Below are 26,003 nucleotides of genomic sequence, written 5' to 3' on the forward strand. Positions count from 1 at the left end.
ATTCCAATAAATCGAGCTATCTCATCAAAATCCTAAAAGACAATTATTCTAAATGCCAAAAATTTATTTCAAGCTAACTAACAAACAAAAAGCTTCTTTTGATCCTATTGGGCAACTTTAAGCCTTCCTTTTTCTGCGAAATAAATAACGTCCACCATATTATGGGCCTGAAAGTTTACAGTTACATTATTTTCTTTTGGTGATGAATAAAAAAGACTCCAAATAGGGGATGGTAAATGTGGTCCCACAAAAAATCCCATCATACCTCCCCATATGGTTCCCACGATAATAGCAGAATTAATGGTAAAAAGCGAAATACCATCTTCAAAATCTCCATTGATGAGAAAGTATAATCCAACTGAAACAGCAGAGAGAACAAAACCAATAATTAACCCAATTTTAAGGCTTTTGATTGCTTCTTTCATGAATTCATCTCCTGAAGGATGGTGATTTGATGTGGGGGTTGGTATGATATATCCCATATCAGGAGGATTGACTTCGATTTCATCAAGTTCATAACCCCGATCCAGAATCAAAGAAATGGTTTCTTTTGAATCTTTATGGTTTTTGAACACGCCATATACCGATCCTGAGGGGATGGGATTTTGGGGGGGATTTTCAGTTTGAGTTTCCATATTTATATGCATTTAGGCTTACTTACTTTTCAGGGATAGTAAATTTTGCAATAAAATGATGGAATATTTTATACCAATCTACCTTTGAATTATGAAATTCACAGATATTTTCTCAATTGTTTAGGTGATTAATTTGAGTGTTGAAAATCTAAATCACTCATTAAATCAGCTTATAATCAAGCCAAATGGTTTAATCAAAATAATTCTTATATAAATATTTAAAGTTCAATTTTGGACTTAAATAGTATAAATACACATACCTTTTTGGTCTGGTCATGCTCTCAATAACATTCATAGCAAGCAACGCCATTTAAACCCAATTTCAATCCGATTATCGGGGAATGATGAGCCGCGGAAGGGAAGTATTTAGCAATTAAATGGATGGTGAAGGAAAATCTATTCTTGAATTTTGTACAGTGGTTTTGAAATCCGATGAAGCAGAGCCTGAACTTGTAGGAAAGGAATATTTAAAATAAATGAAAGTTGGTTCGTTTGAAATTGGGGATCCTGAAATTGAACTTTCACCTTTAGGTAAGTTAACTGCCAATGTGGAAAATGGTCAAATCAATCTTACTGGAAAATTTTAAATGCTTCCACCGTATTGAAACTGTAAACCCCCGTTTTGGATGCTGAATCTTTTTCTTTCAAAATCAAAAAAATGGCTGACGATAAATTTCGATTGTGTATGGATTGGTAATTAATTATTCAAGGGAATAAGCGGGAAAATATCAGGTAGGTCCGGAAATAATTCCCGTCAAATAACTTCTAATTGAATCTTGAAATTGATTGGATGAAATGGTAAATTTAAAATTACCAACAGGATGGTATTGTTGCTCCATTTCATAACTTTTTTCAAATTTTAAACTATTATCTATTGGGTTATTCTGTATTAATTAAATATCCGATTAACGCGTGTGTGCCAAAATCAAATAGAATTTAACCGTCTACATTCAAGAAATTATGACAATCGCAAATTCGGTAAAAAGGAATTATGCTTTGACAGTTATTGGTCTGTTTTGCAGTCTATATTCCTGCCAAAAACCAAATATCAATGCTGATTCTGAGCCTGATCCATTTCAGCAGGCAATAAGTCTTTGTTTTATTCCTGCGGGCATGAAATGGGATTTTTCGGAAGGAAAAGCGCCTTTTTTGGAAGGAATGGATGTTTTGGATTTTGCTGTTTCAACCAACAATCCTGAAGCAAGAAAGTATTTTAATCAGGGGCTTCTATTGGCTTATGGATTCAACCATGCCGAAGCGGAGCGGTCATTTCAGTATGCAGCAACTTTAGATCCTGATTTTGCTATGGCTTATTGGGGACAGGCCTATGTCCTAGGTCCCAATTACAATGCGGGTATGGAACCTGAACATTATCAATTGGCATTCGAAGCAATTCAGAAAGCCAAAAGCCTTTTAACCAAAGTTTCGGCTAAGGAAGCGGCTTTTATTATGGCCATGGACCAAAGGTATAAACCTGAATATTTGGAAGATAGGTCGGCTTTGGATGAGGCTTATGCGCAGTATATGGCCAAGCTATGGAAAAAATACCCTGAAGATGCAGAAGCAGGCACTCTCTATGCTGAGGCCTTGATGGACCTTCAGCCTTGGGATCTTTGGACCAAAGAAGGCGATCCAAAAGGTAATACTACCCTGATTTTGGAAGTATTGGAAGAAGTTATAAAAAAGCATCCCGATCATCCTGGCGTCCACCATTTGTATATCCATGCTGTAGAAGGATCAAATAATCCTGATAAAGGATTGAATTCAGCCAGAAAGTTTGATAAAGGATTGACACCTATGGCAGGTCATTTGGTTCATATGCCTTCCCATATTTATATCCGTACAGGCCATTATCACGAAGGTACACTTTCCAATCTCCGTGCAGCCAAGGTAGATAGCCTTTACATTGAGACCTGTAAGGCACAAGGGACTTATCCCCTGGCTTACTTTCCCCATAATTATCATTTCATGGCAGGTACAGCAATATTGGAAGGCAGTAGTAAATGGGCTGTTTTTGCAGCAGACCGGCTTTTTGACCATTTGGATCAAAGTCTGATGGAAGAGGAAGGATTGGAAGTAATCCAACACTTTTCGACCATTCCCTATTTTGTAAGGGTCAAGTTCGGAATGTGGGATGAGATTTTGAATCTTTCTTTATGGGAAAAAGGAACGGATTACCAAGAAGGAATCAGGCATTATGCTTTGGGAATGGCCTATTTGGGAAAAGGAAAGTTGGAATATGCAGAAAAAGAGCTTAAGGCTATACAGCAAATCATTGCTAAAGAAAGTCTTGAAAACCTGACCATATGGGGAATAAATTCCTTTGGAGCAATCATAAATATCGCCTCTTTGGTCTTGGAAGGAGAAATTTTGGCAAGTAATAAAAAGTATTCAGAGGCAATCCATAAGCTTTCTTTAGCTTCTGAATTGGAAGATAAGCTTCTATACAATGAACCACCTGATTGGTTTTTATCTACCCGACACCATTTAGGAGCAGTCCTTTTGGAGGCTGAGAAATACAAAGAAGCTGAATCTGTTTTTAGAAAAGATTTGGAAGAATTTCCCAACAACGGTTGGGCTTATTACGGGTTGATGTTGGCATTGGAGAAATCCGGAAATGAAACTGAAGCAAAAACGGCAAAAGAACAATTTGATCTTACCTGGAAATATGCTGATGCCACATTGAGTTCTTCAAGGATTAAGTGATTAATAGGCTCTTACTGATATTAATTTTCTAAGAATTGGATGCCACCAATGGCTTCACTTTCGTTCCGATGATCTCAATGGCTTTCAGCAATTGAGCATGGCTCAGGTTGGCATTGTCCATCTGGAAAGAAACCCTGGCTAGACCCCCCAAAGACTCACTGTGTCTCAGGATTTTTTCTGCTACTTCCTCAGGATCTCCTACAAGGTAGGCACCTCTTGGGCCACGCTGTGCTTCAAATCTGGAAAAAGTCACCGGAGGCCAACCCCGTTCTTTTCCTATTCTGGTAAAGGTCTCAGCATAGCCGGGGTAATATTCAGCAACAGCTTTTTCTGTTGTATCTGAGACATAACCCAAGGAATGGAGACCAACTTTAAGTTTATCGGGTCCATGTCCCGCTCTTCTTCCCGCTTCTCTATACAAGTCAACCAATGGACTGAACCGGTGCGTTTCCCCACCAATCACAGCGACCATCAAAGGTAAGCCCAAAGTTCCGGCCCTGACAAATGATTCTGGTGTACCGCCAACACCCAACCAAATAGGAAATGGATCCTGCAATGGTCTTGGATAAATAGCTTGCTGATGTAAGGCAGGTCTGAATTTTCCTGACCAAGTCACAAATTCATTGTCTCTGATTTTGAGCAGGAGGTCAAGTTTTTCTGAAAAAAGCGCATCATAATCTTTAAGATTCAATCCGAAAAGTGGAAATGCTTCGGTGAAAGAACCTCTGCCCACGACCATTTCAGCCCGGCCTTTGGAGATCAGGTCCAAGGTAGCAAAATTTTGAAAAACCCGGACAGGATCGGCAGCGCTCAGGACAGTGACTGCGCTGGTAAGTTTGATATTTTTTGTTTGTGCAGCCGCTGCAGCCAGAATCATTGTAGGGGCGGAGTCTAGGAACTCCTTTCTATGGTGCTCTCCGATTCCAAAAACATCCAATCCCACCTGATCGGCAATTTGGATTCTTTCCAGTAATTCAGACAAAGCCTGCATGCTGTTTTTTGTCCGATCCGGTCCTTCACCGATTGCTGCTGCCGCAAAACTGTCTATCCCTATTTCCATCATCAAAACCTATTTAAATTAGAATTCATCTTACCATTCCATGATCAGTGCAGTCAGATATACGATGTATAAAATTAGAAGAATCACACCTTCCCACCTTTCGAGTTTTCTTCCTTTTCCTGTAAACAGGAAGAGGAATAATAACAAACCCGAAAGAATATTCATGTAAATATCGATGAAATTTGGTTCTGCGATGGCTACAGGATTGACTATGGAGGATACCCCAAGGACAAAGAAAATATTGAAAATGTTGGACCCAACAACATTTCCGATGGCGATGTCGACTTTCTTTTTTCTGACAGCGGCTATGGAAGTAGCGAGTTCGGGTAAGGAAGTTCCTATAGAGACGATTGTAAGGCCAATCAATCTTTGGGACAAGCCAAATTCGACTGCTAGGGAAACAGCATTGTCCACGATTAGTTTTCCTCCCAAAACAAGTCCTGCCAGCCCGATTATGATCCAAAGTATGGCACTTCCCGTGGTGAATTTGCTTATTTCCAGGGATTCTGTCAGTCCACCCGGCTGTTTGGAAACCATTATATTATACACCAGAAAAACACTGAAAAACAAGAGCAGGATTATTCCGTCTCCAAATGAAATCAGGTTGGTATTGCCTGCATTGAACAGAAAATCATTGGCGACAATCAATACCACCAAAGCGGCCAAGAAGCTGAGGGGAATTTCTATCCAAGTGGTATTGGATTTTACGGTCAACGGAAAAATAATGGCAGAGATACCCAATATCCCGAGAACGTTAAAAATATTGCTCCCCAAGACATTGCCCATTACCATTTCGGAGGATCCGTTTACAGCTGCGAATACGTTGACTACAAGCTCAGGCGCTGAGGTACCAAATGCCACTACGGTCAATCCGATTACAATATTGGGAATCCCAAAATTTGCGGCAAGACCCGAGGCTGCGTCGACAAGTTTATCAGCGCCAAAGATCAGGACTACAAATCCGATCAATAACAAGACAATGGATAGTATCATAAGATTTGAATTTTGCCGAAAGATATGTGGTATTTAGGGGAAGTTTCTTTTCCGAAATGATTTATTTTTTTATGTAGAAAAATAGCAGGTTATTTGTCGTGTCAAAATTGAAATCGCTCATTTTGATTCCATTCTTGGAATTTTATGGAAATCCGGATTAAGAAATTCATTTCCTTCTTTTTGATTACCCTTATCGGGTTCACCGGTATTGGGAGTGACTATTTTTTGGAATCCTGCCAAGAAATTGGAACGGAAAAAACCAAAATAGTTTCGTATTCTGATTTGATTCCTGAGTTTGATCAGGGCCTTGAGTTTTCCCAAACCAATATCCATGTTCCCGGTTTCAAAGTTTTGGAAACGGTATTTGACTTGGTCAATGTGCCTCTTGATTTTTTGTTTTCCCATACAGAACACGATGCCTTAAAAGTCAATTGGCTGCAAAGGGACAACCTGTTTTTTAGCATACATATTTTTCTTTATCCCTTCCATTACTTCTGGTAATCTTTTTTTAAAACATGATTTCCATTCTTTTGAGGAATCGAAATCGACCCAAACGGACTTTCTGATTTGTAATGGATACAAATCAGGTCTGTCTATATTCTTCTATATAAAAAACTAAAAAATTACAGCAACATGATTGACATTGAACCTGTGTCCCTGGTTATTTCCATGGTCCTTATTGTCTTATTTTCAATTCCTTTTATAATTTTTAAAAGGAAACAATCCGAAAAAATCAAATCTCAAAAGCTGTTTTTGGAACAGCTTGAAAGCAATTCTTACCTTAAGTTTGATCAAACTGATGATTGGAGAGACATGTATTTTATCGGGATGGATTCGGTTAGAAAAATTTTAGTTTATGTAAAATTTGGAACCGAAAACACTATTCACAAAATCGACCTCGATAAAGTTACCGATGTGAAGCTTCTCAAAATGGAAACACCCGTCAATGTAGAAGGGAAGACTTTGAATGTTATTGACAGCTTGACCTTAAAAATTGAAATTTATGGAGAAAAGACCGAGACAAAAATGTTGGAGTTTTATGACTCGGAATTATTTTCTGATAATTTGGGTGAATTGCCATTGATTCAGAAATGGGAAAAAACACTTAAGCCTTTCCAGAAAAATAGCCAAAGTCAAGTTAAAAAAAATGTTTATATCTAATATCCGAAAGGATAATTGTAATGCCAGCGGTTTGATTCATTCCGTTGGCATTTTTTTTATGCTTTTTGCTTTGTCCCCAAAGTGAGCAAGAATATGGTGATCAGGATAAAGAGCGTTCCCAACCAATCCATTGCTCCAAAGGAGACGTTCAGCCATATCACCGCTACGGCAGCCGCAGAAAGTGGTTCTACAGAACAGAGCAAACTTGCTGTTTGTGCACCGATTATGGTCACCGAAGTCAGGAAAAAATAAAAGGCAATGACACTACCAAACAAAACAATGTAGGCAAAAGCTGTCCATGTTCCAGCATCCCATGTTCCATGAAAATCCCAAGGCTTGCTGATAAAAGAGAATGCGATTCCACCTATTAGCATTCCCCACCCTGTAACTGTAGCCGCCGAATATTTTCTAAGCAATCGGACAGGTTGGATCGTGTAAAATGCCAGAGAAAATGCTGAGAGGATCCCCCAAAATAAAGCCTTTTCGGAGATAACCAGCTGTTGAAAACTTCCATGGGTGACGAGCAGGAAAGTACCTGTCAGCGCAAAAGCCAGAGAAGCATACTCCACCAAAATGGGCCATCTCCTGTGGTGTATTGCATAAAACGCCACCACAATCAAAGGACCTATATATTGCAAAACAGTTGCTGTGGCCGCATTAGAAAGGTTGATGCTGTAGAAATAAGTGTATTGGACCGCCACCATACCAAAAATGCTGAAGAATAATAATTGAAGCGCATCTTTTGGATTTTTCCAGATTTTGAAGACGTCGGAATTTTTGCGGGTTATGGTAAATGTCATCAGAATTATCCCTGCCAACAGCAATCTCCAACAGACAAGCCAAGCGGGATTGATTCCTTTTTGTTCAAATAAAAATTGCGCACAAGTTCCTGAAACACCCCAAAACACCGCTGCCGCCAAGGCCATGGAAAAACCTTTTATTGATTTTTTGGAAGCAATACCCGCAGGCAGAGAGGCTGAGATCATAAGGATGGATGAGTTTCAAATTTACTGAATGAAAAAGTGATTTGGTATCCTCTAAAAAAAGAATTCTGGTAATTTTTTGAATTTCAACTGATCTGAAATGGCTGTGGATTGAAGCATAGCAAGAAGATAATGATGCTGATCCAACCTAGGATTTTTCTGTTCCTATCCAAGTGTTTAAAACCTGAAACTTCCGGATGCTCGAGTCCCATCACCCGGCCCAAAAGGAAAGCAAAAAGCAACCACCCACTGTATCCCTGTAAAGTCGGGAAAGCATAAACCAATGCATATTGAACAGAAGCAATCACCAAAATCACCATCCACTTTGTTTGTGTGTCCAATATCCTTGATCGGCTAAAGCAGAAATAAAGGAAACCGATATACAAGGGGATGCTGAAGATCAGCCTATCAATACTATGATAAGGATTGATGGAGCCAAGTCCAGCATAAAAGACAAAAGCAATATAGAAAACCAAGGATATCTGTTTGTGATGCTTTGGGAAAAGACCGAAAACCACATGACCTCCATCCAATTGTCCGATAGGAAGCAGGTTCAATGCTGTAAAAAACAAGGCTAAGTACCCGGCAAATATGTAAGGGAAATGGATGATTTCTGACATATTGGGCATTTTCTCAGGTTCTGCAAGAACTTTTTCCATCCCATAAAACAACAGATTGTAACCCATTTCAATATTGAGGTAGCCTTCTTCGGCACTGTGTCCTTTGAATTCAGGGTCAAGGTATTCGGGATGAATCTGATAGATATAATCTGCCTCAGGAAGATGTGTAAAACCATACCAAAGCACCCCGAAAGCGATTATAAATCCTGCAAGCGGCCCAGCAACGCCAATGTCGAAATACTTTTTGCGGCTGTTGATATAACTTTTCAATTTAATAATGGCCCCGAAAGTACCGATTGAAGGGGCTCCCAAAAAACCCAACCATCCGGGAATAAAAAACGGCATGGAGGTTTTTACTTTATAGTGTAATGAGGTGAACAAATGCCCCAATTCGTGAACAAGCAAAATCCCAAGAAACGGAGCAGAAAAATGCAAAGATTTGACGAAGTATTCCCAAGTAAGTGCATGTTCCCCTTCAGCTAAAATTGATTTACCAAATAACCATTCTGCGCCAGCCAAAGTGGTAGTGACAAGCGTCAGGACAAAAAGTGAAATATGGATCAGGTATTCTTTCTTAGTATACATTCTCAAAGAATTGGATTAATGCTCTTTCGTGGGTAATGTGAAATGTTTGTAACCCAACTCTTTTTGCACCTTCTAAGTTTGTATATAAATCATCAAAAAAAAGAACCCGCTCGGGTTTAATTTGGATTTCGTTCAATACTGCTTCATAAATCTTCTCATCAGGTTTGGCAAGGCCCATTAGGTGGCTCAAAAAAATTCTGTCACAAAGATCATAAATTGATTTTTCACCTGTTTGGTCCACAAGAAGTTCATCAAACTTTTCGATATGTATTTCATTGGTATTACTGAGAACAGCCGTCCCAAAATCCATCCTTAGTTTTTTTAACAGGTCAATTCTCTCTAATGGTATATCTTTTAGAAGACTGTTCCATACATGGTCAATCTGTGAATTAGACCAATCTTCCTGATAGAGATTCCGAACTTCGTCTCTGAATTGGGCAGAATTGATCAAACCTTTCTCATAATCTTTGTGAAAAGTGGAAGGAAAAAATCTGTCTGTCAAGGAATGTTTGGCTTCAGGAAGGATTTTTTTCAACTCATTGATACTGAAACTATAATCGATATCAATGATCACATTGCCTAAATCGAAGATCAAAAAATCGATATTCTTAAGTTTTTTCATTTGCACTCAGGTTGTAAAATTAAAACCAAATATGTAACATTGCACTCCCATTTGCAAGGTAGTTTTCAAAAAAACCGCGCAGATATCGGGCCTATAGCTCATTCGGTTAGAGCAACTGACTCATAATCAGTAGGTGCTTGGTTCGATTCCAAGTGGGCCCACAAAAAAGCCACTCAAAACTAAATGAGTGGCTTTTTTAATGATCCTTCAATAAAGGAGTTTTATTTTTTTCTAATTGAAATCAGAATATCACCCCCGAACCAATACTTTCATTGCCATCATACCAAGCTACAAACTGGCCGGAGGCAACTCCCCGTTGCGCCTCGTCAAATAGGATGTATAACCCATTTTCCTTCATCAGATAGGTTGCCCATGACAGCGGTTGACGGTATCTAATTCTAGAAAGGTATCTCCTGGATCCGCCAACTTCCATTTTCAGGTCTTCCCGTATCCAATGGATGTCGTTTTTTGGTACAAAAAGTCCATATCTGTTCAATCCCGGATGGTCTTCGCCCAGGCCCGTATAGATTACATTTGACTTGGTATCCGTCGCGATCACAAAAAGAGGCTTTCCTGTTCCTCCCACTTGGAGCCCTTTTCTTTGTCCCACAGTAAAGTAATGTGCACCGTTATGGTCGCCGATTTTCTTTCCATGTTCCGGATGGTATTTGATTGGGAAACAAATGGAATCCAAATTCTCCAATTCAAAATCTTCCTGATCGATTCCGGCAGGGATTTTTTTGTTACTGTAAATGGGAAGATCCTCCGAAATTACTACAATAGCTCCTTTTTTTGGTTGGAGCTGCTGCTGCAAAAAGTCGGGAAGACGAACTTTTCCGATAAAGCAGAGTCCCTGACTGTCTTTTTTGTCGGCTGTGATTAGGTCTTGTTCCTTGGCAATTTTCCTGACTTCGGATTTTTGAAGATGGCCGATCGGAAACAATGCTTTTGAAAGCTGTTCCTGATTGAGTTGGCAGAGGAAGTAACTTTGGTCTTTGCTATTGTCAGCACCTGCAAGCAAGCGGTAAACCAGTTTTCCCTCTACTATAATTTCATCTTTTTGACAATAATGTCCTGTTGCTACAAAATCTGCTTTGAGCTTTTGGGCGGCTTTTAGAAAAATGTCAAATTTGATTTCTCTGTTGCAAAGGATGTCGGGATTCGGAGTTCTGCCTGCTTCATATTCGGCAAACATATAATCCACAATCCGGTCTTTGTATTCTTCGCTGAGGTCGATGGCTTGAAAAGGAATGTCCAACTTTTGGGCCACAAGCATGGCGTCTGTGCTGTCTTCCATCCAAGGACATTCGTTGGAAATGGTGACAGATTCATCGTGCCAGTTTTTCATAAACATGCCGATGACTTCGTAGCCTTGTTCTTTGAGGAGGTATGCAGCGACGGATGAATCCACTCCGCCTGATAGTCCGACGACTACCCTTTTTTTGTTTTCCATGGTTTTGAAATTATTCATGGGTTCAAGGTCCATGAGGTTTCACATAAGCATCCAACATCATTCTGTTGGATTTTGGTTCGCAAATTTAATCCATTAGGACTTATTTCTTACATAAATCAGCTTTGTCTTTCCTTTGATGTTTTCACGGTGGTCGATTTCAAAGGCAGGAATGGATTTGATCAGTGGAGTGAGTTTTTGGAATCCGTAGTTTCTTGCATCGAAGTTGGGCTGTTTTTTCTGCAGCAAATTGCCCACATCGCCCAAAAATGACCAACCTTCATCATCCGCCAAATCCGAGATGGTGGCAGCTATCAGCCTGATGATTTTTTCATTAATCTTGTCCACCTGAGGTGCAGGGGTAGTTTTGTCTTTTTGGTCAACAGGCTCTTCTGTTTGTTTTTGGAGTATTTCGAGGTAAATAAATTTATCACAGGCAACTATAAAAGGATCGGGGGTTTTCTTTTCTCCCATCCCGATGACCACCATACCTGCTTCCCTTAACCTTGTTGCAAGTTTGGTGAAGTCACTGTCACTCGACACAATGCAAAATCCATTGACTTTTTCCGAATATAGGATATCCATGGCATCGATGATCATGGCAGAATCCGTGGCGTTTTTGCCGGAGGTATAGCCGTATTGCTGCATGGGATTTATAGCATTTTCGAGTAGGACGTTTTTCCATTTTCCCAATTGTGGTTTGGTCCAGTCACCATAGATCCGCTTGATGGTAGGGTTGCCGTATTTGGCTATTTCCTCCATCATTTCCTTGACCTGTCCTGCAGGAACATTGTCTGCATCGATGAGTACGGCTATTTTGATATCGGTTTGCATAAAGCTAGGTAAGATTTAAAATAAAAATATTGGTGTATTAAATGTATAAAAAAACTGCCAGGTTTGGCAGCATTCTTTTACCTATGGAAGGAATTACTTAATCTGTATTCCTGAATTAAGGTACTAATTTCGTAAGTTGCAGATTCCATACTAAGCATTTTAAGACAACATGAAAAAACTTTTAATAGCAACCGGAGGAGGAGATTGCCCCGGGTTGAATGCAGTGATCAGAGGGATCTGCAAAAGAGCCAAAAAAGAAAAAGATTGGGAAGTATATGGAAGCAGGGAGGCTTTTAACGGGGTTTATTCTGATCCTCCTGAAATTATAAAACTTACAAAGAAGAAAATTGCAGGCATCCATGTGAAGGGGGGCACCATTCTGAAAACCACCAATAAAGCTGATCCTTTGCATTTTCCTGTCAAAGATGAAAAAGGTAATTTCAAATTTGTGGACAGAACCAATGTTTTGGCTGACAGGATCAAAGAACTTGGTTTTGATGCTGTCATCAATATCGGGGGAGATGGTTCACAAAAGATTTCCCAAGCGCTTTTCAAACATGGGCTGAACATCGTGGGAGTTCCCAAAACCATCGACAATGACCTTTCTGCCACTGATATGACATTTGGTTTTCAGACGGCAGTACAAATTGCTTCCGACAGTTTAGATAAGTTGGTGACTACAGCCGAAAGCCATCATCGGGTGATGATCATGGAGGTCATGGGAAGGGATGCCGGTTGGATTGCATTGCATACGGCGATTTCGGGTGGAGCAGAGATTTGCCTAATTCCGGAGATTCCGTATGATATCAAGAAATTGGTGGAGAAAATCCAATCCCGATATGATAAAGGAAGAGGATTTGTCATCATTGTTATTGCCGAAGGGGCAAAAGCCAAAGAAGGTACCATAGTATCACATGCTGGTGATGAAGGTTCCCGACATGTGAGATTGGGAGGTGTAGCCTATCAATTGACCCAACAGCTCAAAGATGCCGGTATCACTGCCGAAATCAGGGAAACAGTATTAGGTCACGTTCAAAGGGGAGGAACACCTTCAGCATTTGACCGGGTTTTGGCTTCCTTGTTTGGGGTCAAAGCTTTTGAGATGGTCGCCAATGGTGAATTTGGAAAAATGGTTTCGTTCAAAAATAACGATTTCATAGCTGTCCCTTTAGAGGAAGCAACAAAGGATTATAATTTTGTAAAAAAAGACAGTTTTATTGTAAAAGGAGCAAAAGACCTCGGTATTACATTTGGAGATTAGACTATGAAAGATGTATTGATTCAATTGTTTGAAAGGGATTTGAAGAAACTCATATCCGAATTGGAGGCCTACAAGGATGAGAAAAATATATGGGAGGTATCAGGGATTATCACCAATTCCGCAGGGACCTTGGCGCTTCACCTAGTCGGTAATCTCAATCATTTTATTGGTGCTGTGATGGGAAATACCGGATATATCAGAAACAGAGAGGCGGAATTTTCCTTGAGAAATATTCCGAGAGCCCAATTAATTGTTCAGGTTTTGGAGACTATCGAAGTCATCAATGAAACAATGTCAGGTTTTGGGGAAAACAACTTTTCTTCAAACTATCCACTTGAAGTTTTTGGTAAACCCATGACCTACGAATATTTCATGATGCACTTACAAGGGCATTTGAATTACCACATGGGTCAGGTAAATTACCACAGAAGGTTATTGGACAATTGATTAAGTAATGGGTTCATAAGTAATTTATTTTCAGTATTTTAAAGTATTTTTGATGAAAAAGATTGTAATTATTTCTGGGAGTCCAAGGAATGGTTCTATTTCCAATAGAATTGCCGTAAACCTTTTTAAAAAGTTGGCAAAGGAAGAAAATCTCCAAATCGACTTGATCGACATGAAAGAATCATTCATGCCACCTATCCAAAAAGTCTGGCAATCAAAGGATGATGTCCCTGCTGAATATTTGGATTTGTTTACAAAAATGGATGAGGCAGATGGATTTATAATCGTATCACCGGAATACAATGGGGGCTATTCTTCTGTGATGAAAAATTTCCTTGACTATTTTTCAAAACCTATTTTTAAGCAAAAAGCCTTTGGCATCGTCACAGGATCAACAGGACTGATGGGAGGGATGCGTGCTGCACAACAGCTTGTCCAATTGTCGGTTGCACTATTTGGGATTGTTTCCCCGACTTTGTTGGTCACCCCCCAGATGGACAAAAAGTTTGATGAAAAAGGAGAACTTTTGGATGCCTCATTTGAAAAGCCGATTGAGAGATTTTTAGAAGATTATTTTTGGTTGGTGGAAAGATTGGGTAAATAGTTGACAGTCTTAGGAAAATATATGAATAACATCATTTCAATTCAAAGGCTGATTTTAACCATAGTTTTTATTTTCAAAATTGGTTTTCCGACCATATTATCGGGTGCGGATTTGGATTCAAAAACAGATGAAAAAAAACCCAATGTGGTTTTGATCTTCATCGATGACTTGGGTTATGGTGACTTGGGAACATATGGCTCTCCTGATATTGCCACACCAAATCTTGATCAAATGGCCAAAGAAGGAGTGAAGTTTACCAATTTTTACGTAGCTCAGGCAGTTTGCTCAGCCTCAAGAGCAGCATTGTTGACCGGGACATATTCCAATCGGATTGGCATACATGGGGCTTTAGACCATATGGCAAAGCATGGCTTGAATCCTAAGGAAACTACAATTGCGGAAATGCTGAAGCCTACAGGTTACCAAACTGCTATCTTTGGCAAATGGCATTTGGGACATCAGCCTGAGTTTTTACCTACCAATCAGGGTTTTGATGAGTTTTATGGAATTCCTTATTCCAATGACATGTGGCCAAACCATCCACAAACCAAAAATTACTATCCACCGCTTCCATTGTACTATAATGAGAAAGTTATCGATACACTTTTTTCAGACCAAAGCACGTTGACCACAGAATTTACCCAAAAGGCTGTAGAATTTATTAAGCGGAATAAGCAATCGCCTTTTTTTCTATATCTCGCACATCCTCAGCCTCATGTGCCTCTTTTTGTTTCTGATAAGTTTAAAGGAAAGTCTCCAAAAGGACTATATGGAGATGTAGTCATGGAGATTGATTGGTCAGTGGGTGAGTTAATGAAGGCATTGAAAGATAGCGGTTTGGAAGAAAATACTTTGGTTATTTTCCTTTCAGATAATGGCCCATGGCTTTCTTATTCGGGACATTCAGGTTCGGCAGGACCACTAAAGGAAGGAAAAGGTACATCTTGGGATGGCGGTGTCAAAGTTCCTGCCATCATGAAGTGGAAAGGTCATATTCCTGCGGGTTTGGTACAGCAGAATCCTGCCATGAGTATTGATATTTTGCCGACAATTGCAAAGTTGACAGGAGCATCATTACCTTCTTTACCTATAGATGGGAAAAACATTTTTCCCATGCTTACCGATGCAAATGCAACCTCACAGCAGGAGGCCTATTTTATTTATTACAACAGAAATGAACTTCAGGCGGTGGTCATGGGAGACTGGAAACTCTATTTCCCCCACAAATACAGAAGCATTGCTCCGGGTCAAGCTTTTAGAAATGATGGTAATCCGATCGATTATTACATGATTGATATGAAAGAAATGGAACTTTACCATATTCCGACAGATCCTTCAGAGTCAAAAAATGTATTTGATCAAAATCCTGAAATTGTCTTCAAAATGAATGCATTGGCAGAAAAAGCACGGGCAGATATGGGAGATGCCCTACAAAACCGACAAGGCAAAAATACCAGGGAACCAGGTAATGTCAATTGAATCCAAGATTTCAGGAAAGTTTATTTTTCTTTTGCGAGCCTCAAGCAAAAAATAGCCAAAATCAAGGTCAACGGGGTTGCAAAGTATTTTTCAAAGTCATTGTCTGCGAAAATATTCCCCAAAGTATTGAGTCCAAAGACAAGTGAGAGAATATAAAAAAATACGCTAAGTAATTTGTGCTTGACATCCCAATTCAAATATCCAATCCTAATCCCTACCGCAATGATTACCAAAATGGTAATTAATATGGAAATGGATTCAAAAACAATCATCTGCTCTCTATTTTCCAACCTTCCACCCCAGGTATTCTCAAAAGGAATTATTCCAAAGAGAATTAAAAAATGGAACACCAATGTAGCTGAGGTAATTAGCAGGATTCCATTTGCGGCGAAGTTTTGAGTAAGAAATTTTTTCATTGGCGATTAATTTCAATATGATATGGTCTCAAATAATCAGGTAATTGAGCATCAATTTCATAATCTGAATTTTAAGATTTCCGCAATGGTGGCATAGTATTCAAATTCTGTTTGAAGGTAATTGTTGTATGCCATGTAATAGTAATTGCTTTCCAAAAAATATTCGATGGTAGAGATATGCCCCACAGCCAAAGCTTTGTCCAGGTATTCTTTGCTATTGAGAGCCGATAGGACTGTTTTGTATTCATTCAAAGTGAGGGTTAGCTTCTCATATTTTTCAAAAAGCTGTCTTGAGGACGCGTATTTGTCATTTTGATATTGGAGAACTTTGAGGCTAGAAGTTGAAAGTTCAGCTTCACTTTGTCTCACTTTATATTTATTTTCCCAAAGTGGGATGGAAGTTCCAAGGTGGAAACCATTGAAGCGCTGGCCCAGAATAGCTTGGTGTCGATAACCCGCTTCGAGTTTTGGCAGTGCCATCGCTTTGGAAAGTTCTACCTGTTTTTGGGCTGAAGAAATATCCATTTCGATGAACTTCAGAGTAGGATCTTTGGATTGAATTTCTGCATATAGCTCCTCAAAATCCCCAATGTGATCGATTATTGGATATTGGGTGGACAGGAACATGATGTCATTTCCTCCATTTAAGCCAGTTAATTTTTGGGTAAGCTGGTTGATCTGGGAAAGGTTAAGCTGGTAGTCTTTATTGATTTCAATGAGTTGGAGTTTGGCCTTATTGACATCAAGGATATTGCCTTCACCTGTATTCAGTTTTTTTTCAAAGCTTTCCAACAAACCTTCAGTATACGCTTTTCTTTCCTGAAGCTGAACCTGAAGTTTGTTTCTATAGACAAGTTCAAGACAGGTACTCTGTGCGTCAAAGAGTATTTCCTGTCTTCCTGCATTGTATTGAAGATCAGATTGAGTAGATCTCCCCTCGGCAAGTTGTTTTCTTTTTCCGTAGGAAGTAGGAAAATCGAAGGCCTGATTGATCAGAAAATCTGTTTGGTTTCCGGCGTTTAAAGGAAATCCATACATAAAATCGTATGCTACATTTGGGTTGTAAAGAGGATTGGAGGATTTAAAAGCAAGCTTTTGCGCCTCTAAATTTTGGGCATTGGCTTGTAAGGTTTTGTTGTTTTTTTCAATCTCCCCCAAAATGTCCTCCATGCTCACCTGGGCCAATACCTGAAAGGAAAGTACGGATGTCAGCAGGAATGAATGAATCAATTTTTTCATTTTATCTCAGATTTGGATTTGGATAAATAGTACACCATTGGCACAATGATAAGGTTCAAAAGCGTTGAAGTCGTCAATCCGCCCAAAATGACCTTTGCCATCGGGCTTTGGATTTCATTTCCCGGAAGGTCACTTGCAAGTGCCAATGGTATCAAAGCAAGACCTGCTGTAATGGCAGTCATCAAAATAGGACTCAATCTGTCTTTGGAACCTTGGATGACTCTTTGGTAAAGGTCCATTCCTTGTTCTTTCAAGGTTTCATAGTGCGATACAAGCAAGATCCCGTTTCTTGTTGCAATTCCAAACAATGTGATGAATCCGATGATGGCAGGAATACTCAAAATCCCATTGGAAAAATAAATACTCAAAATACCACCAATCAGAGCCAATGGGAGGTTGATCAGGATAATGGCTGCAATTTTTCCGTTTTTGAATTCCTGAAAAAGGATTAGAAAAATCACTAAAATGGAAAACAGGGAAGCGATCAATAGGGTAGAAGAGGCTTCTTCCTCAGCTTCAAATTGACCACCAAGTTCGACATGGTAGCCTTCCGGCAATTTTATATTGTCATTGATTCTTTGACGCACTTCATCCACCACAGATTTTTGGTCTCTGCCGGCCACGTTTGCAGATACCACTGTTTTTCTTTGGACATTTTCCCTGTTGATGGTATTTGGCCCGCTGGTGGAAATGACTTCAGCGACATAATGAAGCGGGATTTTTTCTCCAGAATGGGTGTCAATCTGAGTATTGAGAATGTCTTCCATTTTTTCTCTATTTTGTGGGTCAAACCTCACAATAAGGTCAAAAGAGCGGTTTTCCTCATATATATCAGACACTTTTTCACCCGATAATCCCGCATCCACAAATTCATTGAACTGCCCGATGGTAATCCCGTAATGGCTCAGGAGTTCTCTTTTAGCTTTGATCTGGATTTGGGGTATTTCGATTTGGGGTTCCACGCTGAGGTCCACCAATCCTTCGATATCCTGTATTTCATTCTTGATCTGATTGCCTAGGGAATTCATCCTGTTGAGATCCGAGCCGAATATTTTGATGGCAATGTTTGCTCTTGTGCCCGAAAGCATATGGTCAATCCTATGCGAAATCGGTTGACCAATGGAAATATTGGCTTCTTTGACTACGGAAAGCTTTTCTCTCACATCCGCCAAAAACTCCGCTCTTGTTCTTTCTCCAAGTTCAAAAGGAACTTCGATTTCAGAGGAATTGACTCCCTGTGCATGTTCATCAAGTTCAGACCGGCCTGTCCTTCTTGTGGTCGAGATGACCTCAGGAACAGTCAACAAAGCTTCCTCAACTCTTTTACCGATTTTATTGCTTTCTTCAAGAGAAAGTCCCGGGAGAGATACAGCCGCAATAGTCAAAGCTCCCTCATTGAATTCAGGCAAAAAGCTTCTCCCCAATTGTGTAAATGCCAAAACCGCTACCACCAACATCGCCAACGCGGAACCGATGAAAGCTTTTTTCCACTTCATCGCAAATTCCAAGAAGGAGACATAATAATTTTGAAGCCTTGTCACAAGCCAACTTTCTTTTTCCTGTTTTTCGAGTCTAGCTTCATTTGTCAGCATGTAACTGCACAGGACAGGCGTCAGAGTGATAGCAATGATCAAAGAAGCAAAAAGAGCCACAATAAAGGCAATGCCCAAAGGAGCCAAAAGTTTTCCTTCCATTCCTGAAAGAAAAAACAAAGGGAGAAAAGCCACAATGATGATGAAAGTCGCATTGATGATTGACTGACGGATTTCAAAAGAAGCATTGAAAATCACTTCAAGCTGATTTATCCTTTCCTTGAGAGGTTTTTTGGCATTTTCCTTCAGCCTTTTCAAAACGTTCTCTACATCGATGATGGCATCGTCAACCAAATCACCGATTGCGATCGCCATTCCTCCCAAACTCATGGTATTTATCGTAAATCCAAGCCATTTCAGTGTCAGGATCGCGACCAATAAAGATATCGGAATTGCCAAAAGGGAAATCACTGTTGCCCGCCAATTCATCAAAAACAAAAAAAGAATGATCACTACAAAGGCACTTCCCTCCATCAGGGTTCTTTGAATATTGCTGATGGAGGCATTGATGAAATCGGCCTGCCTGAAAGCCTTGGTGTTAAAATTGATGTCTTCGGGAAGTGATTTTTGTAAATCAATGACTGCCTCGTCGATCTTGTTTGTCAAAACCAAGGTATTGACGTTTGGTTGTTTGGAAACTGCCAAAACAATCGAAGGCTTTCCATTGCTTGAGGCATCTCCGATTTTTGGCGCAGCTCCGATTTTGATCTCTGCGATGTCTTCAATTCGGATGACTTGTCCTTTTGATTTTTTGATGACGGATCTTCCGATTTCGTTTATATCATTTGTCCGGCCGATTCCTTTGATGATGTATTCATTTCCATATTCATTTAAAAACCCACCTGAAGAGTTGCCGTTGGATTCTTTGGCAGCTTTTATGAGTTCTGAAAGTGAAACTTGATGGAAATTCATCCTTTGGGGATTGGCCTGGATTTGGTATTGTTTGAAGTCTCCGCCATAGACGATAACCTGTGCTACCCCTCCTGTGGCCAAAAGCCGTGGTCTAATTATCCAATCTGCCATTGTCCTCAGTTCCATCATAGAAGTGCTGTCAGCAGTCAAGGCGACAAAAATGATTTCTCCCATTATGGAAGATTGAGGGGCCATGGTAGGGGTCCCAACACCCACAGGAAGTTTATCTGCGATTGTACCCAGTTTTTCATTGACTACCTGCCTTGCAAGATAAATATCTGTGTTCCATTCAAATTCCACCCATACGACAGAAAATCCACCAGAGGAAGCACTGCGGACACGTCTGACATTGCTTGCACCATTGACTGAAGTTTCTATGGGAAAAGTGACTAGCCGCTCGACTTCTTCAGGAGCCATTCCATGTGCTTCAGTCAAAACCACTACTGTAGGGGCTGTCAGGTCAGGAAATACATCCACTTCCATATTGAAAGCGATGTATGTTCCAAAAAGTGATAGCAGGGCAAAGCCGACTATGACCAAAAGTCTATTATTAAGAGAGAATTTTAAGATTCTGTTGAGCATGTTTTTTTTGATTTATTAAATTGAAAATCAGTAGGATATATTTATTTACCTACAAAACTATTCAAGGTCAATGTGAATGACCATGCTCTGGAATCGCCCCTGATGCACTTGCCAGTTTGATGGCATAAGCTCCTTTGGTGACTACCCTTTCTCCCTCTTTCAGCCCTGAATGTACCTGTACGTGCCTCCCGTCATTCCCACCCAATTTTATTTCCCTCTTTTCAAAAGTTTCTCCACCTGTTTGTACAAACACAAAAAAATTGCCCTGCTCTTCCATCAGAGCCGAAATAGGAATAACCAAAGCATCCGGAATTGTGCTAGATTTTAGGAAGACCTCAGCTACCGAACCTGGAATAATGTTTCCAATATTGTCAATTTCAAAAGTGATAGGAATGTAAGAGGCGTTTTCAGAAGTGCTTTTTCCGTAGGAGATGACTTTTCCGTTCATTTCCTCTGTATTGAAAACCGACTCATCGCTTACAATTTTGAAATTTGCTGCACTAATTACGGCTAGCTTTTGGAAGTATTTTTGGGAAACATTAGCCTGAAGCAGTGCTTTCTTGTTTTTGCTGATGATTGCCAATGGAGTACCTGGTTCGACATATTGCCCTTCGGATACCAAGAGGTTTTTAAGAAAACCGGTTGAATTCGAAGTTACCTTTTGGCCGGAGGCTGAATAATTTTTGGATACAGCCTGAAAGTTAGCCTGCATGTTTTCAAATTCAAGCTTGGATTGGAGGTAATCTTTTTGCGAAATAATCTTGTCTTTGACCAAAATTTCGGCCCTTTCAAATTCAGCTTTTGCTAATTCATATTTGGCTTTGGTTTCTTTGTAATACACTTCTGGGTTTTGCTGAGCAAGGTTTCCTCCCGAAATGGTGAATAAGTGATCTCCAACATTCAGTGTAGAGCCGATTATGGTTTTATTGCTGGCAAAAAGTATAGCTCCGCTTGAATTGGCTGTGATTACAGTTTCATCACCGGGTGCGGCAAGGACTTGACCGCTCGATTTGAGGATTTCCCTGAAAGTGGTCCTGCGAACAGGTTCATTTGCAAAATCAATGTTCCAAGCCTGAGGCTTCAAATAAGAGATTTCATTTGCGGCTGTTGCTTCTTTCTGGTTTCTGACTACAGCTACCAAGTCACTGAATACTTCAATATTTTCAAAAACAAATTTCTCTGAAACTTCAGCGCTTTGGATATCAAAAATAAGTTTTCCGGTACCGGCGATTTCAGGGATTATCTCCACCTCATAGATTCCAGGATTCGATTGACTTTCAGTTTTGATTGAATTTGTTTTTCCTTCAATATTGAGGTTTACCGTAATTTTTCCATCTTGGATGGGTTGGAATTTCTCTCCAAGTCGGGTAAGGTGAACCATCAATGTTGTTGGCTTGCCTGCAATCAGATAAGGAAAATCAACAAAAAGTTCAGTATTATCTGAATAAGAAGTCAACGCTACAGGAGGGATAGCCTCCTCTTCATCGTGGCTGTGGTCATGTGGTTGATTACAGCTGAAAGCAATAATCAGTAGCCAAGCCAAAAGGGTAAAAACCTTTTTCATGGAATTTCAATTAAAGTTTTGAATTGGAAATTATGGGTAATTTATCAAATCTGAGTGGATTTGATGTCAGGGGAAAATTAGGAGAAAAACGGCGGTGCCCTTAGGCCGCCCGGTGGAAAATATCTTGAAATAAGTAAAGCATCAGGATAGTCAAAAAAGTATGGTTGAATGTCGGATATCCTATAATTTATTAGATTATGGATTGGGATTATGGCATTGAAATCAAAGTATTGTTTGTTGTATGTTTCGTCCATATTAGGACAAGAGACGCATTCGACACCTTTTTGTCCATGAGGAACAAAGGAAAAGACATTATCCAAAACGCCATGATGATCTGCTGTATTGAATCCTAGGATTTTGCCTTGGTCTGAATGGTGATTGTGGTGAGATTTATCTAGATATCCGGGATGTTGATGAGGAATAATGCTGTGTCCCAACATAATCAATGTAGAGAGGGCAAGAAAAAATAAGGAGAAGTACCTTTTTATCATTTAACTCAAATATATGTAACGGGCGAAAGGAATCTCAACAATTTCCTGATTTTCTGCTCTAAATATAAAGACTCTAAATAAAACGGTTTATGACAGATGTCACTTAATAGGATATTTTTCCTGGATAAAATGGATGGATTCTTTGGCTAGGGCTTTGATTATTTCTTCTTTTACATCAGAAAGTTTGTTGATATAGACACAGGATTTACCGTTTTTGAATTTTCCCAACTGGGCAAGGAGAGAACCATGCTGATCTTCTATATCACAAGAAAAATATAGGGAAATAGCAGCCTTTCTTGGTGAAAATCCTGTCAAAGGAGCATCTCCTTCATGTCCACTCTCATATTTGTAATGATAGTTTCCAAAACCGATGATGCTTGTTCCCCACATTTTGGGTTCAAATCCTGACACCTCTTGAAAAATTCTGATCAGTTCAAAGCTGTCTTTTCGTTTTTGCTCATTTTCAATGGAATTGATAAAATCAATTACTGGGCTCTCAGTTTCCTGGGTTTTGTTCTTGGTCATGGTTTTATTTGTATTTGTCGTTAAGGCCGATTCCCTGCATGATCATCGGTTTTATCTTTTCTATCCGCGCAATTTGAGTTGCTTCCCTTTTGGCTTCTGAAATATAGGCAGCATATTCTTTTTGTTTGGAGGAGCTGAGTTTTTCAAAACAGAAATTGAGTTCCTCATTCGAACCCAAAGCCTCACAAAGTATAGGTGGAAATTCTATTTCTTCGGATTTTTGGATTACTGGCTTAAATCCTTTTTTTGCATTTTCAATTGCTTCCTTAACATAAGAAACTATTAAATTCCGATTGATTTCTTCTATGGAATGGAATCTCCATTGTCTTTGGGATTTGGTTTTCCCTTCCTGTGCATTGACCAAAACCTGCGCAGGATCCGAAAGAGATACTCCGTTATAAAACCAAATCCCGACATAGGATTTGAATGCGGCGATGCCCAAAACATTTTGACCCTGATAAGTATAGACATCAATTCCCCATTTGACAGTTCTCACAAGTTCCGTTTGTGAAATAACGGATTTCAGTTTTTCCAATATTTCCTTTGGGTTTTTGATCATTTTGGGAAGGATTTGAATCAGAATCTAATTTAATTCTGATTCAGATAAAATACCAGCCTTAGGCTTGGACAAAAAATAATGAAATAGCACCAAAGGCACAAAAGTCGGCCTTTTATGCCTATTGGTCCTAACTCACATAACATCAAAGTTTTGAAGGATCACCCAGTTTTCCCATAAATAGAATCGCACCACTGTGTTTTTCCTGAATAAAGAAAATGAAAGGTTTGTCCAAAGTAACTACTGAAGGTAAGGAAGGTCCGGCTGAAGTTTTTTCTATGACTTCCACAATGGTAGCTGCTGCCGCCTCGCTGCCTTTTTCATCCACTTCAATCATTGCATCGTGAATGACCCTTGAGATTTTCAGATCATCAGTGGGATTAGAAAACAATTTAGTGAAGTTATCGGGATGGAAAGAGAAAGGCTTGACCAATCCCATTTCCTTGAGGTCATCTTTCATGTTTGCCATTTTGTACTTCATCTTGAATTTTGGCATTTTTAGAATGAAATTTCTTTCTTGGGCATTCTCTCGCCACATTTCAATGTTACCAAGGTTTAAATATGGGCTTACCTGATCAAGATCTCCTTGCGGATTGTACAGAATTGCCATGGAATATTGGCCTGTGGAATAGGGTATTTCAAAGTAGTGGTATCCATCTCCAAAATAACTTCTAAATGCGGATGGTTTATCCAAGTCCATCATATCTACCTGAATAGTTTTCTCTGGGTTGGAATAAAAGGGCTCCTTTTTAGTTTTGGAGGCTACAAATTGATACTTCCAATCAGCTTTGTAGTAAATAGCATTGACCAGGTACATGACTGCATCGGTGGGGATTTCATCCAGCATATCTTGTATCAGGTTGTTGGTCTTTTGGGCTATCCAGTTGTTGATGATGTTGACTGAATTGGGATTGAGCATGTCAAGTCCTGCGATTTCAGCATTGTAGTATTCCCTAGCGGTATTTTTGAAAGGCACTTGTACTTGATACTCCTGCTTGTACCAAATGGCATTGGCAATGGCCAATTTAACTTTCGGATCAACTTGGAGCAAAAACTCGGTCAATTCTTTGGAGCCTCGATTGGCATCATTTATACTCATCCCTTCATACCGCAGAAGATCTATAAATTCTTGAAGAACTTCACTCTCGTTTCCGTTCATGGTCATAGAAAGTGCCTGATGAATGCTATAAGGACTATAAAACTGATTGGCCTCTTCAGGGTCATTCAACTGTGCAAAAAGATCAAGCGCGAATTTTGTACTTGAATTGGCCAGTTCTTTCTCATATGTGGCCAATGTTCTCAAATTTGCTTCTACTGGTTTTATTTCTTCGGAAGGCACACAGGCAAAAAATAGTGCACCAAATGAAAAGAGGGGAAAGAGAAGTTTTTTCATAGTTTGAGCATTTGATTGACTAAACGGAGAATAGTGGCAAAACGCTACAAAGAAAATTACTTAGATTTCACCAATGCCCTTTCTACATCCTGAATAATATCTTCATAATGTTCCAAACCGACTGAAAGTCTTACCAATCCGTCCGATATCCCGACTTTAGCCCTTTCCTCCACCGAGAGTTTGCTATGCGTGGTAGATGCAGGATGGGTGATGATGCTGCGGCTGTCTCCGAGGTTTGGAGTGATGGATACCATCTGAAGGGAATCTATGAATTTTTGTGCCCTTGCCAATCCTCCTTTCAAGGTCAGGGTGATGATGCCTCCTCCTTGTTTCATTTGTTTTTTGGCAAGATCATATTGGGGATGGGAGGGAAGGAAAGGATATTTGACAAAGTCAATTTCTGTATTCCCCTCAAAATAGGAGGCCACTTTCAAAGCATTTTCGCAATGCCTGTCCATTCTGACAGCCAATGTTTCCATGCTTTTTGACAAAATCCAGGCATTGAAAGGGGAGATCGATGGGCCAGTATGTCTTGTGAAAAATTCCACTTCTTTGATCAGTTCTTTTTTTCCTAAAATCAATCCTCCCAAAACACGACCTTGACCGTCGATGTACTTGGTGGCAGAATGCGTGACGATATGCGCTCCCCATTTTGCAGGTTGCTGGAGGTAAGGTGTGGCAAAGCAATTGTCCACTACTAAGATCAGGTTGTGCGCAGCCGCAAATTTTCCTGCCCACTCCAGGTCAATGATTTCTAATCCCGGATTGGAAGGTGTCTCGATGAACAGCATTTTGGTGTTGGGCTGCACCAGTTTGTCCCAATGGTGAAAATCCGAAATATCTCCGTAAGTAGAAGTAATTCCCCATTTTGGAAATATGCGCGTAAGCAACTGATGAGTAGAACCGAAAAGAGAGCGAGAAGCCAATATATGGTCTCCTTGCTGCAAAAGGGATGCAATACTTCCAAACATGGCCGCCATTCCGGACGAGGTCGCAATTCCGGATTCTGTTCCTTCTGCTGCACATACTTTTTGGATCAGATCAGAGGAATTGGGATTCGAATACCTTGAATAAATATTTCCTTCAATTTCTTCTGCAAACATCTGCCTTGCTTCCTCTGCTGAATCAAAAGTAAAACTTGAAGTCAGGTAAATCGGCGAGGAATGCTCTCTTTGGCTTGATTTGCTTGCATTGATGCGGATGGCATCTGTTTCAAAACGGGACATAGAAATGGTATTTAGCTATTGGTTAATAGGTTAGAAGTGTATTGAAATAAGGAAATGCGTGATTGGA

Annotated in this window: 24 protein-coding genes and 1 tRNA gene; 8 read left to right on the top strand and 17 right to left on the bottom strand. The window is 39.8% G+C overall.

What is annotated here, in order from left to right; translation table 11 throughout:
- Positions 1-104: 104 nt before the first annotated feature.
- Complete coding sequence (locus tag NK987_RS13235) at positions 105-635, bottom strand: hypothetical protein (protein ID WP_258423164.1); 531 nt, start codon at positions 633-635, stop codon at positions 105-107.
- Between the two features lie 960 nt (positions 636-1,595).
- On the opposite strand from NK987_RS13235, the gene NK987_RS13240 reads away from it, so the two are divergent.
- On the top strand, positions 1,596-3,341 hold the full coding sequence (locus NK987_RS13240; protein WP_259264239.1) for a tetratricopeptide repeat protein: 1,746 nt from the start codon (positions 1,596-1,598) through the stop codon (positions 3,339-3,341).
- A 28-nt stretch (positions 3,342-3,369) separates the two neighbouring features.
- Here the strand turns inward: NK987_RS13240 and NK987_RS13245 are convergent, their stop codons facing one another.
- Together NK987_RS13245 and NK987_RS13250 are read right to left on the bottom strand one after the other, a co-directional pair.
- Positions 3,370-4,401: an LLM class flavin-dependent oxidoreductase gene (locus NK987_RS13245; protein ID WP_259264309.1), complete on the bottom strand. Its 1,032-nt coding sequence runs from the start codon at positions 4,399-4,401 to the stop codon at positions 3,370-3,372.
- 30 nt (positions 4,402-4,431) lie between these two features.
- Complete coding sequence (locus NK987_RS13250) at positions 4,432-5,394, bottom strand: calcium/sodium antiporter (protein WP_259264240.1); 963 nt, start codon at positions 5,392-5,394, stop codon at positions 4,432-4,434.
- Between the two features lie 144 nt (positions 5,395-5,538).
- Here NK987_RS13250 and NK987_RS13255 point away from each other — a divergent pair, with 144 nt between their 5' ends.
- Together NK987_RS13255 and NK987_RS13260 are read left to right on the top strand one after the other, a co-directional pair.
- On the top strand, positions 5,539-5,895 hold the full coding sequence (locus tag NK987_RS13255; protein ID WP_259264241.1) for a hypothetical protein: 357 nt from the start codon (positions 5,539-5,541) through the stop codon (positions 5,893-5,895).
- Between the two features lie 132 nt (positions 5,896-6,027).
- Entirely contained in the window at positions 6,028-6,555 is a 528-nt protein-coding gene (locus NK987_RS13260; RefSeq protein WP_259264242.1) for a hypothetical protein, read from the top strand.
- A 56-nt stretch (positions 6,556-6,611) separates the two neighbouring features.
- Here the strand turns inward: NK987_RS13260 and NK987_RS13265 are convergent, their stop codons facing one another.
- The 3 genes from NK987_RS13265 to NK987_RS13275 all read right to left on the bottom strand — a co-directional run bounded on the left by NK987_RS13265 (position 6,612) and on the right by NK987_RS13275 (position 9,365).
- Positions 6,612-7,541, bottom strand: coding sequence for a DMT family transporter (locus NK987_RS13265; RefSeq protein WP_259264243.1), 930 nt, complete (start codon positions 7,539-7,541; stop codon positions 6,612-6,614).
- A gap of 83 nt (positions 7,542-7,624) precedes the next feature.
- Complete coding sequence (locus tag NK987_RS13270; RefSeq protein ID WP_259264244.1) at positions 7,625-8,743, bottom strand: site-2 protease family protein; 1,119 nt, start codon at positions 8,741-8,743, stop codon at positions 7,625-7,627.
- Positions 8,733-9,365: an HAD family hydrolase gene (locus NK987_RS13275; protein WP_259264245.1), complete on the bottom strand. Its 633-nt coding sequence runs from the start codon at positions 9,363-9,365 to the stop codon at positions 8,733-8,735. Before NK987_RS13275 ends, NK987_RS13270 begins: the two co-directional genes overlap by 11 nt.
- A gap of 87 nt (positions 9,366-9,452) precedes the next feature.
- Between NK987_RS13275 and NK987_RS13280 the strand changes: the two genes are divergently transcribed.
- Positions 9,453-9,526, top strand: a tRNA-Ile gene (locus NK987_RS13280).
- A gap of 80 nt (positions 9,527-9,606) precedes the next feature.
- On the opposite strand, the gene mnmA is transcribed toward NK987_RS13280, so the two are convergent.
- Together mnmA and NK987_RS13290 are read right to left on the bottom strand one after the other, a co-directional pair.
- Positions 9,607-10,818, bottom strand: coding sequence for a tRNA 2-thiouridine(34) synthase MnmA (mnmA, locus tag NK987_RS13285; protein WP_259264246.1), 1,212 nt, complete (start codon positions 10,816-10,818; stop codon positions 9,607-9,609).
- 93 nt (positions 10,819-10,911) lie between these two features.
- Entirely contained in the window at positions 10,912-11,649 is a 738-nt protein-coding gene (locus NK987_RS13290; RefSeq protein WP_259264247.1) for an NYN domain-containing protein, read from the bottom strand.
- A gap of 169 nt (positions 11,650-11,818) precedes the next feature.
- On the opposite strand from NK987_RS13290, the gene NK987_RS13295 reads away from it, so the two are divergent.
- The 4 genes from NK987_RS13295 to NK987_RS13310 are packed head-to-tail and all read left to right on the top strand — an operon-like array spanning position 11,819 to position 15,440.
- Positions 11,819-12,910 (top strand): 6-phosphofructokinase, encoded by a 1,092-nt coding sequence (locus tag NK987_RS13295; protein ID WP_259264248.1) that lies wholly within the window; start codon positions 11,819-11,821, stop codon positions 12,908-12,910.
- Positions 12,911-12,913: 3 nt separating this feature from the next.
- The gene (locus NK987_RS13300; protein ID WP_259264249.1) at positions 12,914-13,357 is read left to right on the top strand and encodes a DUF1572 family protein; all 444 of its coding nucleotides are present in this window, start codon (positions 12,914-12,916) and stop codon (positions 13,355-13,357) included.
- 52 nt (positions 13,358-13,409) lie between these two features.
- On the top strand, positions 13,410-13,961 hold the full coding sequence (locus NK987_RS13305; RefSeq protein ID WP_259264250.1) for an NADPH-dependent FMN reductase: 552 nt from the start codon (positions 13,410-13,412) through the stop codon (positions 13,959-13,961).
- Positions 13,962-13,982: 21 nt separating this feature from the next.
- Complete coding sequence (locus NK987_RS13310; RefSeq protein WP_259264251.1) at positions 13,983-15,440, top strand: sulfatase family protein; 1,458 nt, start codon at positions 13,983-13,985, stop codon at positions 15,438-15,440.
- A gap of 20 nt (positions 15,441-15,460) precedes the next feature.
- Here NK987_RS13310 and NK987_RS13315 read toward each other — a convergent pair whose 3' ends face one another.
- From NK987_RS13315 to NK987_RS13355, 9 genes are all read right to left on the bottom strand, one after another.
- On the bottom strand, positions 15,461-15,856 hold the full coding sequence (locus NK987_RS13315; RefSeq protein WP_259264252.1) for a hypothetical protein: 396 nt from the start codon (positions 15,854-15,856) through the stop codon (positions 15,461-15,463).
- A 57-nt stretch (positions 15,857-15,913) separates the two neighbouring features.
- Positions 15,914-17,095 carry a TolC family protein gene (locus NK987_RS13320; protein ID WP_259264253.1) on the bottom strand — a complete coding sequence of 394 codons (1,182 nt, stop codon included), beginning with the start codon at positions 17,093-17,095 and terminating at the stop codon, positions 15,914-15,916.
- Positions 17,092-20,181, bottom strand: coding sequence for an efflux RND transporter permease subunit (locus NK987_RS13325; protein ID WP_259264254.1), 3,090 nt, complete (start codon positions 20,179-20,181; stop codon positions 17,092-17,094). The genes NK987_RS13320 and NK987_RS13325 overlap by 4 nt, the downstream gene beginning before the upstream one ends.
- A 67-nt stretch (positions 20,182-20,248) precedes the next feature.
- Entirely contained in the window at positions 20,249-21,745 is a 1,497-nt protein-coding gene (locus NK987_RS13330) for an efflux RND transporter periplasmic adaptor subunit (protein WP_259264255.1), read from the bottom strand.
- A 77-nt stretch (positions 21,746-21,822) separates the two neighbouring features.
- On the bottom strand, positions 21,823-22,236 hold the full coding sequence (locus NK987_RS13335) for a hypothetical protein (protein ID WP_259264256.1): 414 nt from the start codon (positions 22,234-22,236) through the stop codon (positions 21,823-21,825).
- Between the two features lie 99 nt (positions 22,237-22,335).
- Entirely contained in the window at positions 22,336-22,761 is a 426-nt protein-coding gene (locus NK987_RS13340) for a DUF1801 domain-containing protein (protein WP_259264257.1), read from the bottom strand.
- Between the two features lie 4 nt (positions 22,762-22,765).
- Complete coding sequence (locus NK987_RS13345) at positions 22,766-23,320, bottom strand: YdeI/OmpD-associated family protein (RefSeq protein WP_259264258.1); 555 nt, start codon at positions 23,318-23,320, stop codon at positions 22,766-22,768.
- A 142-nt stretch (positions 23,321-23,462) separates the two neighbouring features.
- Positions 23,463-24,710, bottom strand: a complete 1,248-nt coding sequence (locus tag NK987_RS13350; protein ID WP_259264259.1) for a serpin family protein — start codon at positions 24,708-24,710, stop codon at positions 23,463-23,465.
- A gap of 56 nt (positions 24,711-24,766) precedes the next feature.
- Positions 24,767-25,936, bottom strand: a complete 1,170-nt coding sequence (locus NK987_RS13355) for a trans-sulfuration enzyme family protein (RefSeq protein ID WP_259264260.1) — start codon at positions 25,934-25,936, stop codon at positions 24,767-24,769.
- Positions 25,937-26,003: the final 67 nt, after the last annotated feature.

The organism is Aquiflexum gelatinilyticum (genome assembly GCF_024813435.1).
Lineage (GTDB): Bacteria > Bacteroidota > Bacteroidia > Cytophagales > Cyclobacteriaceae > Cognataquiflexum > Cognataquiflexum gelatinilyticum.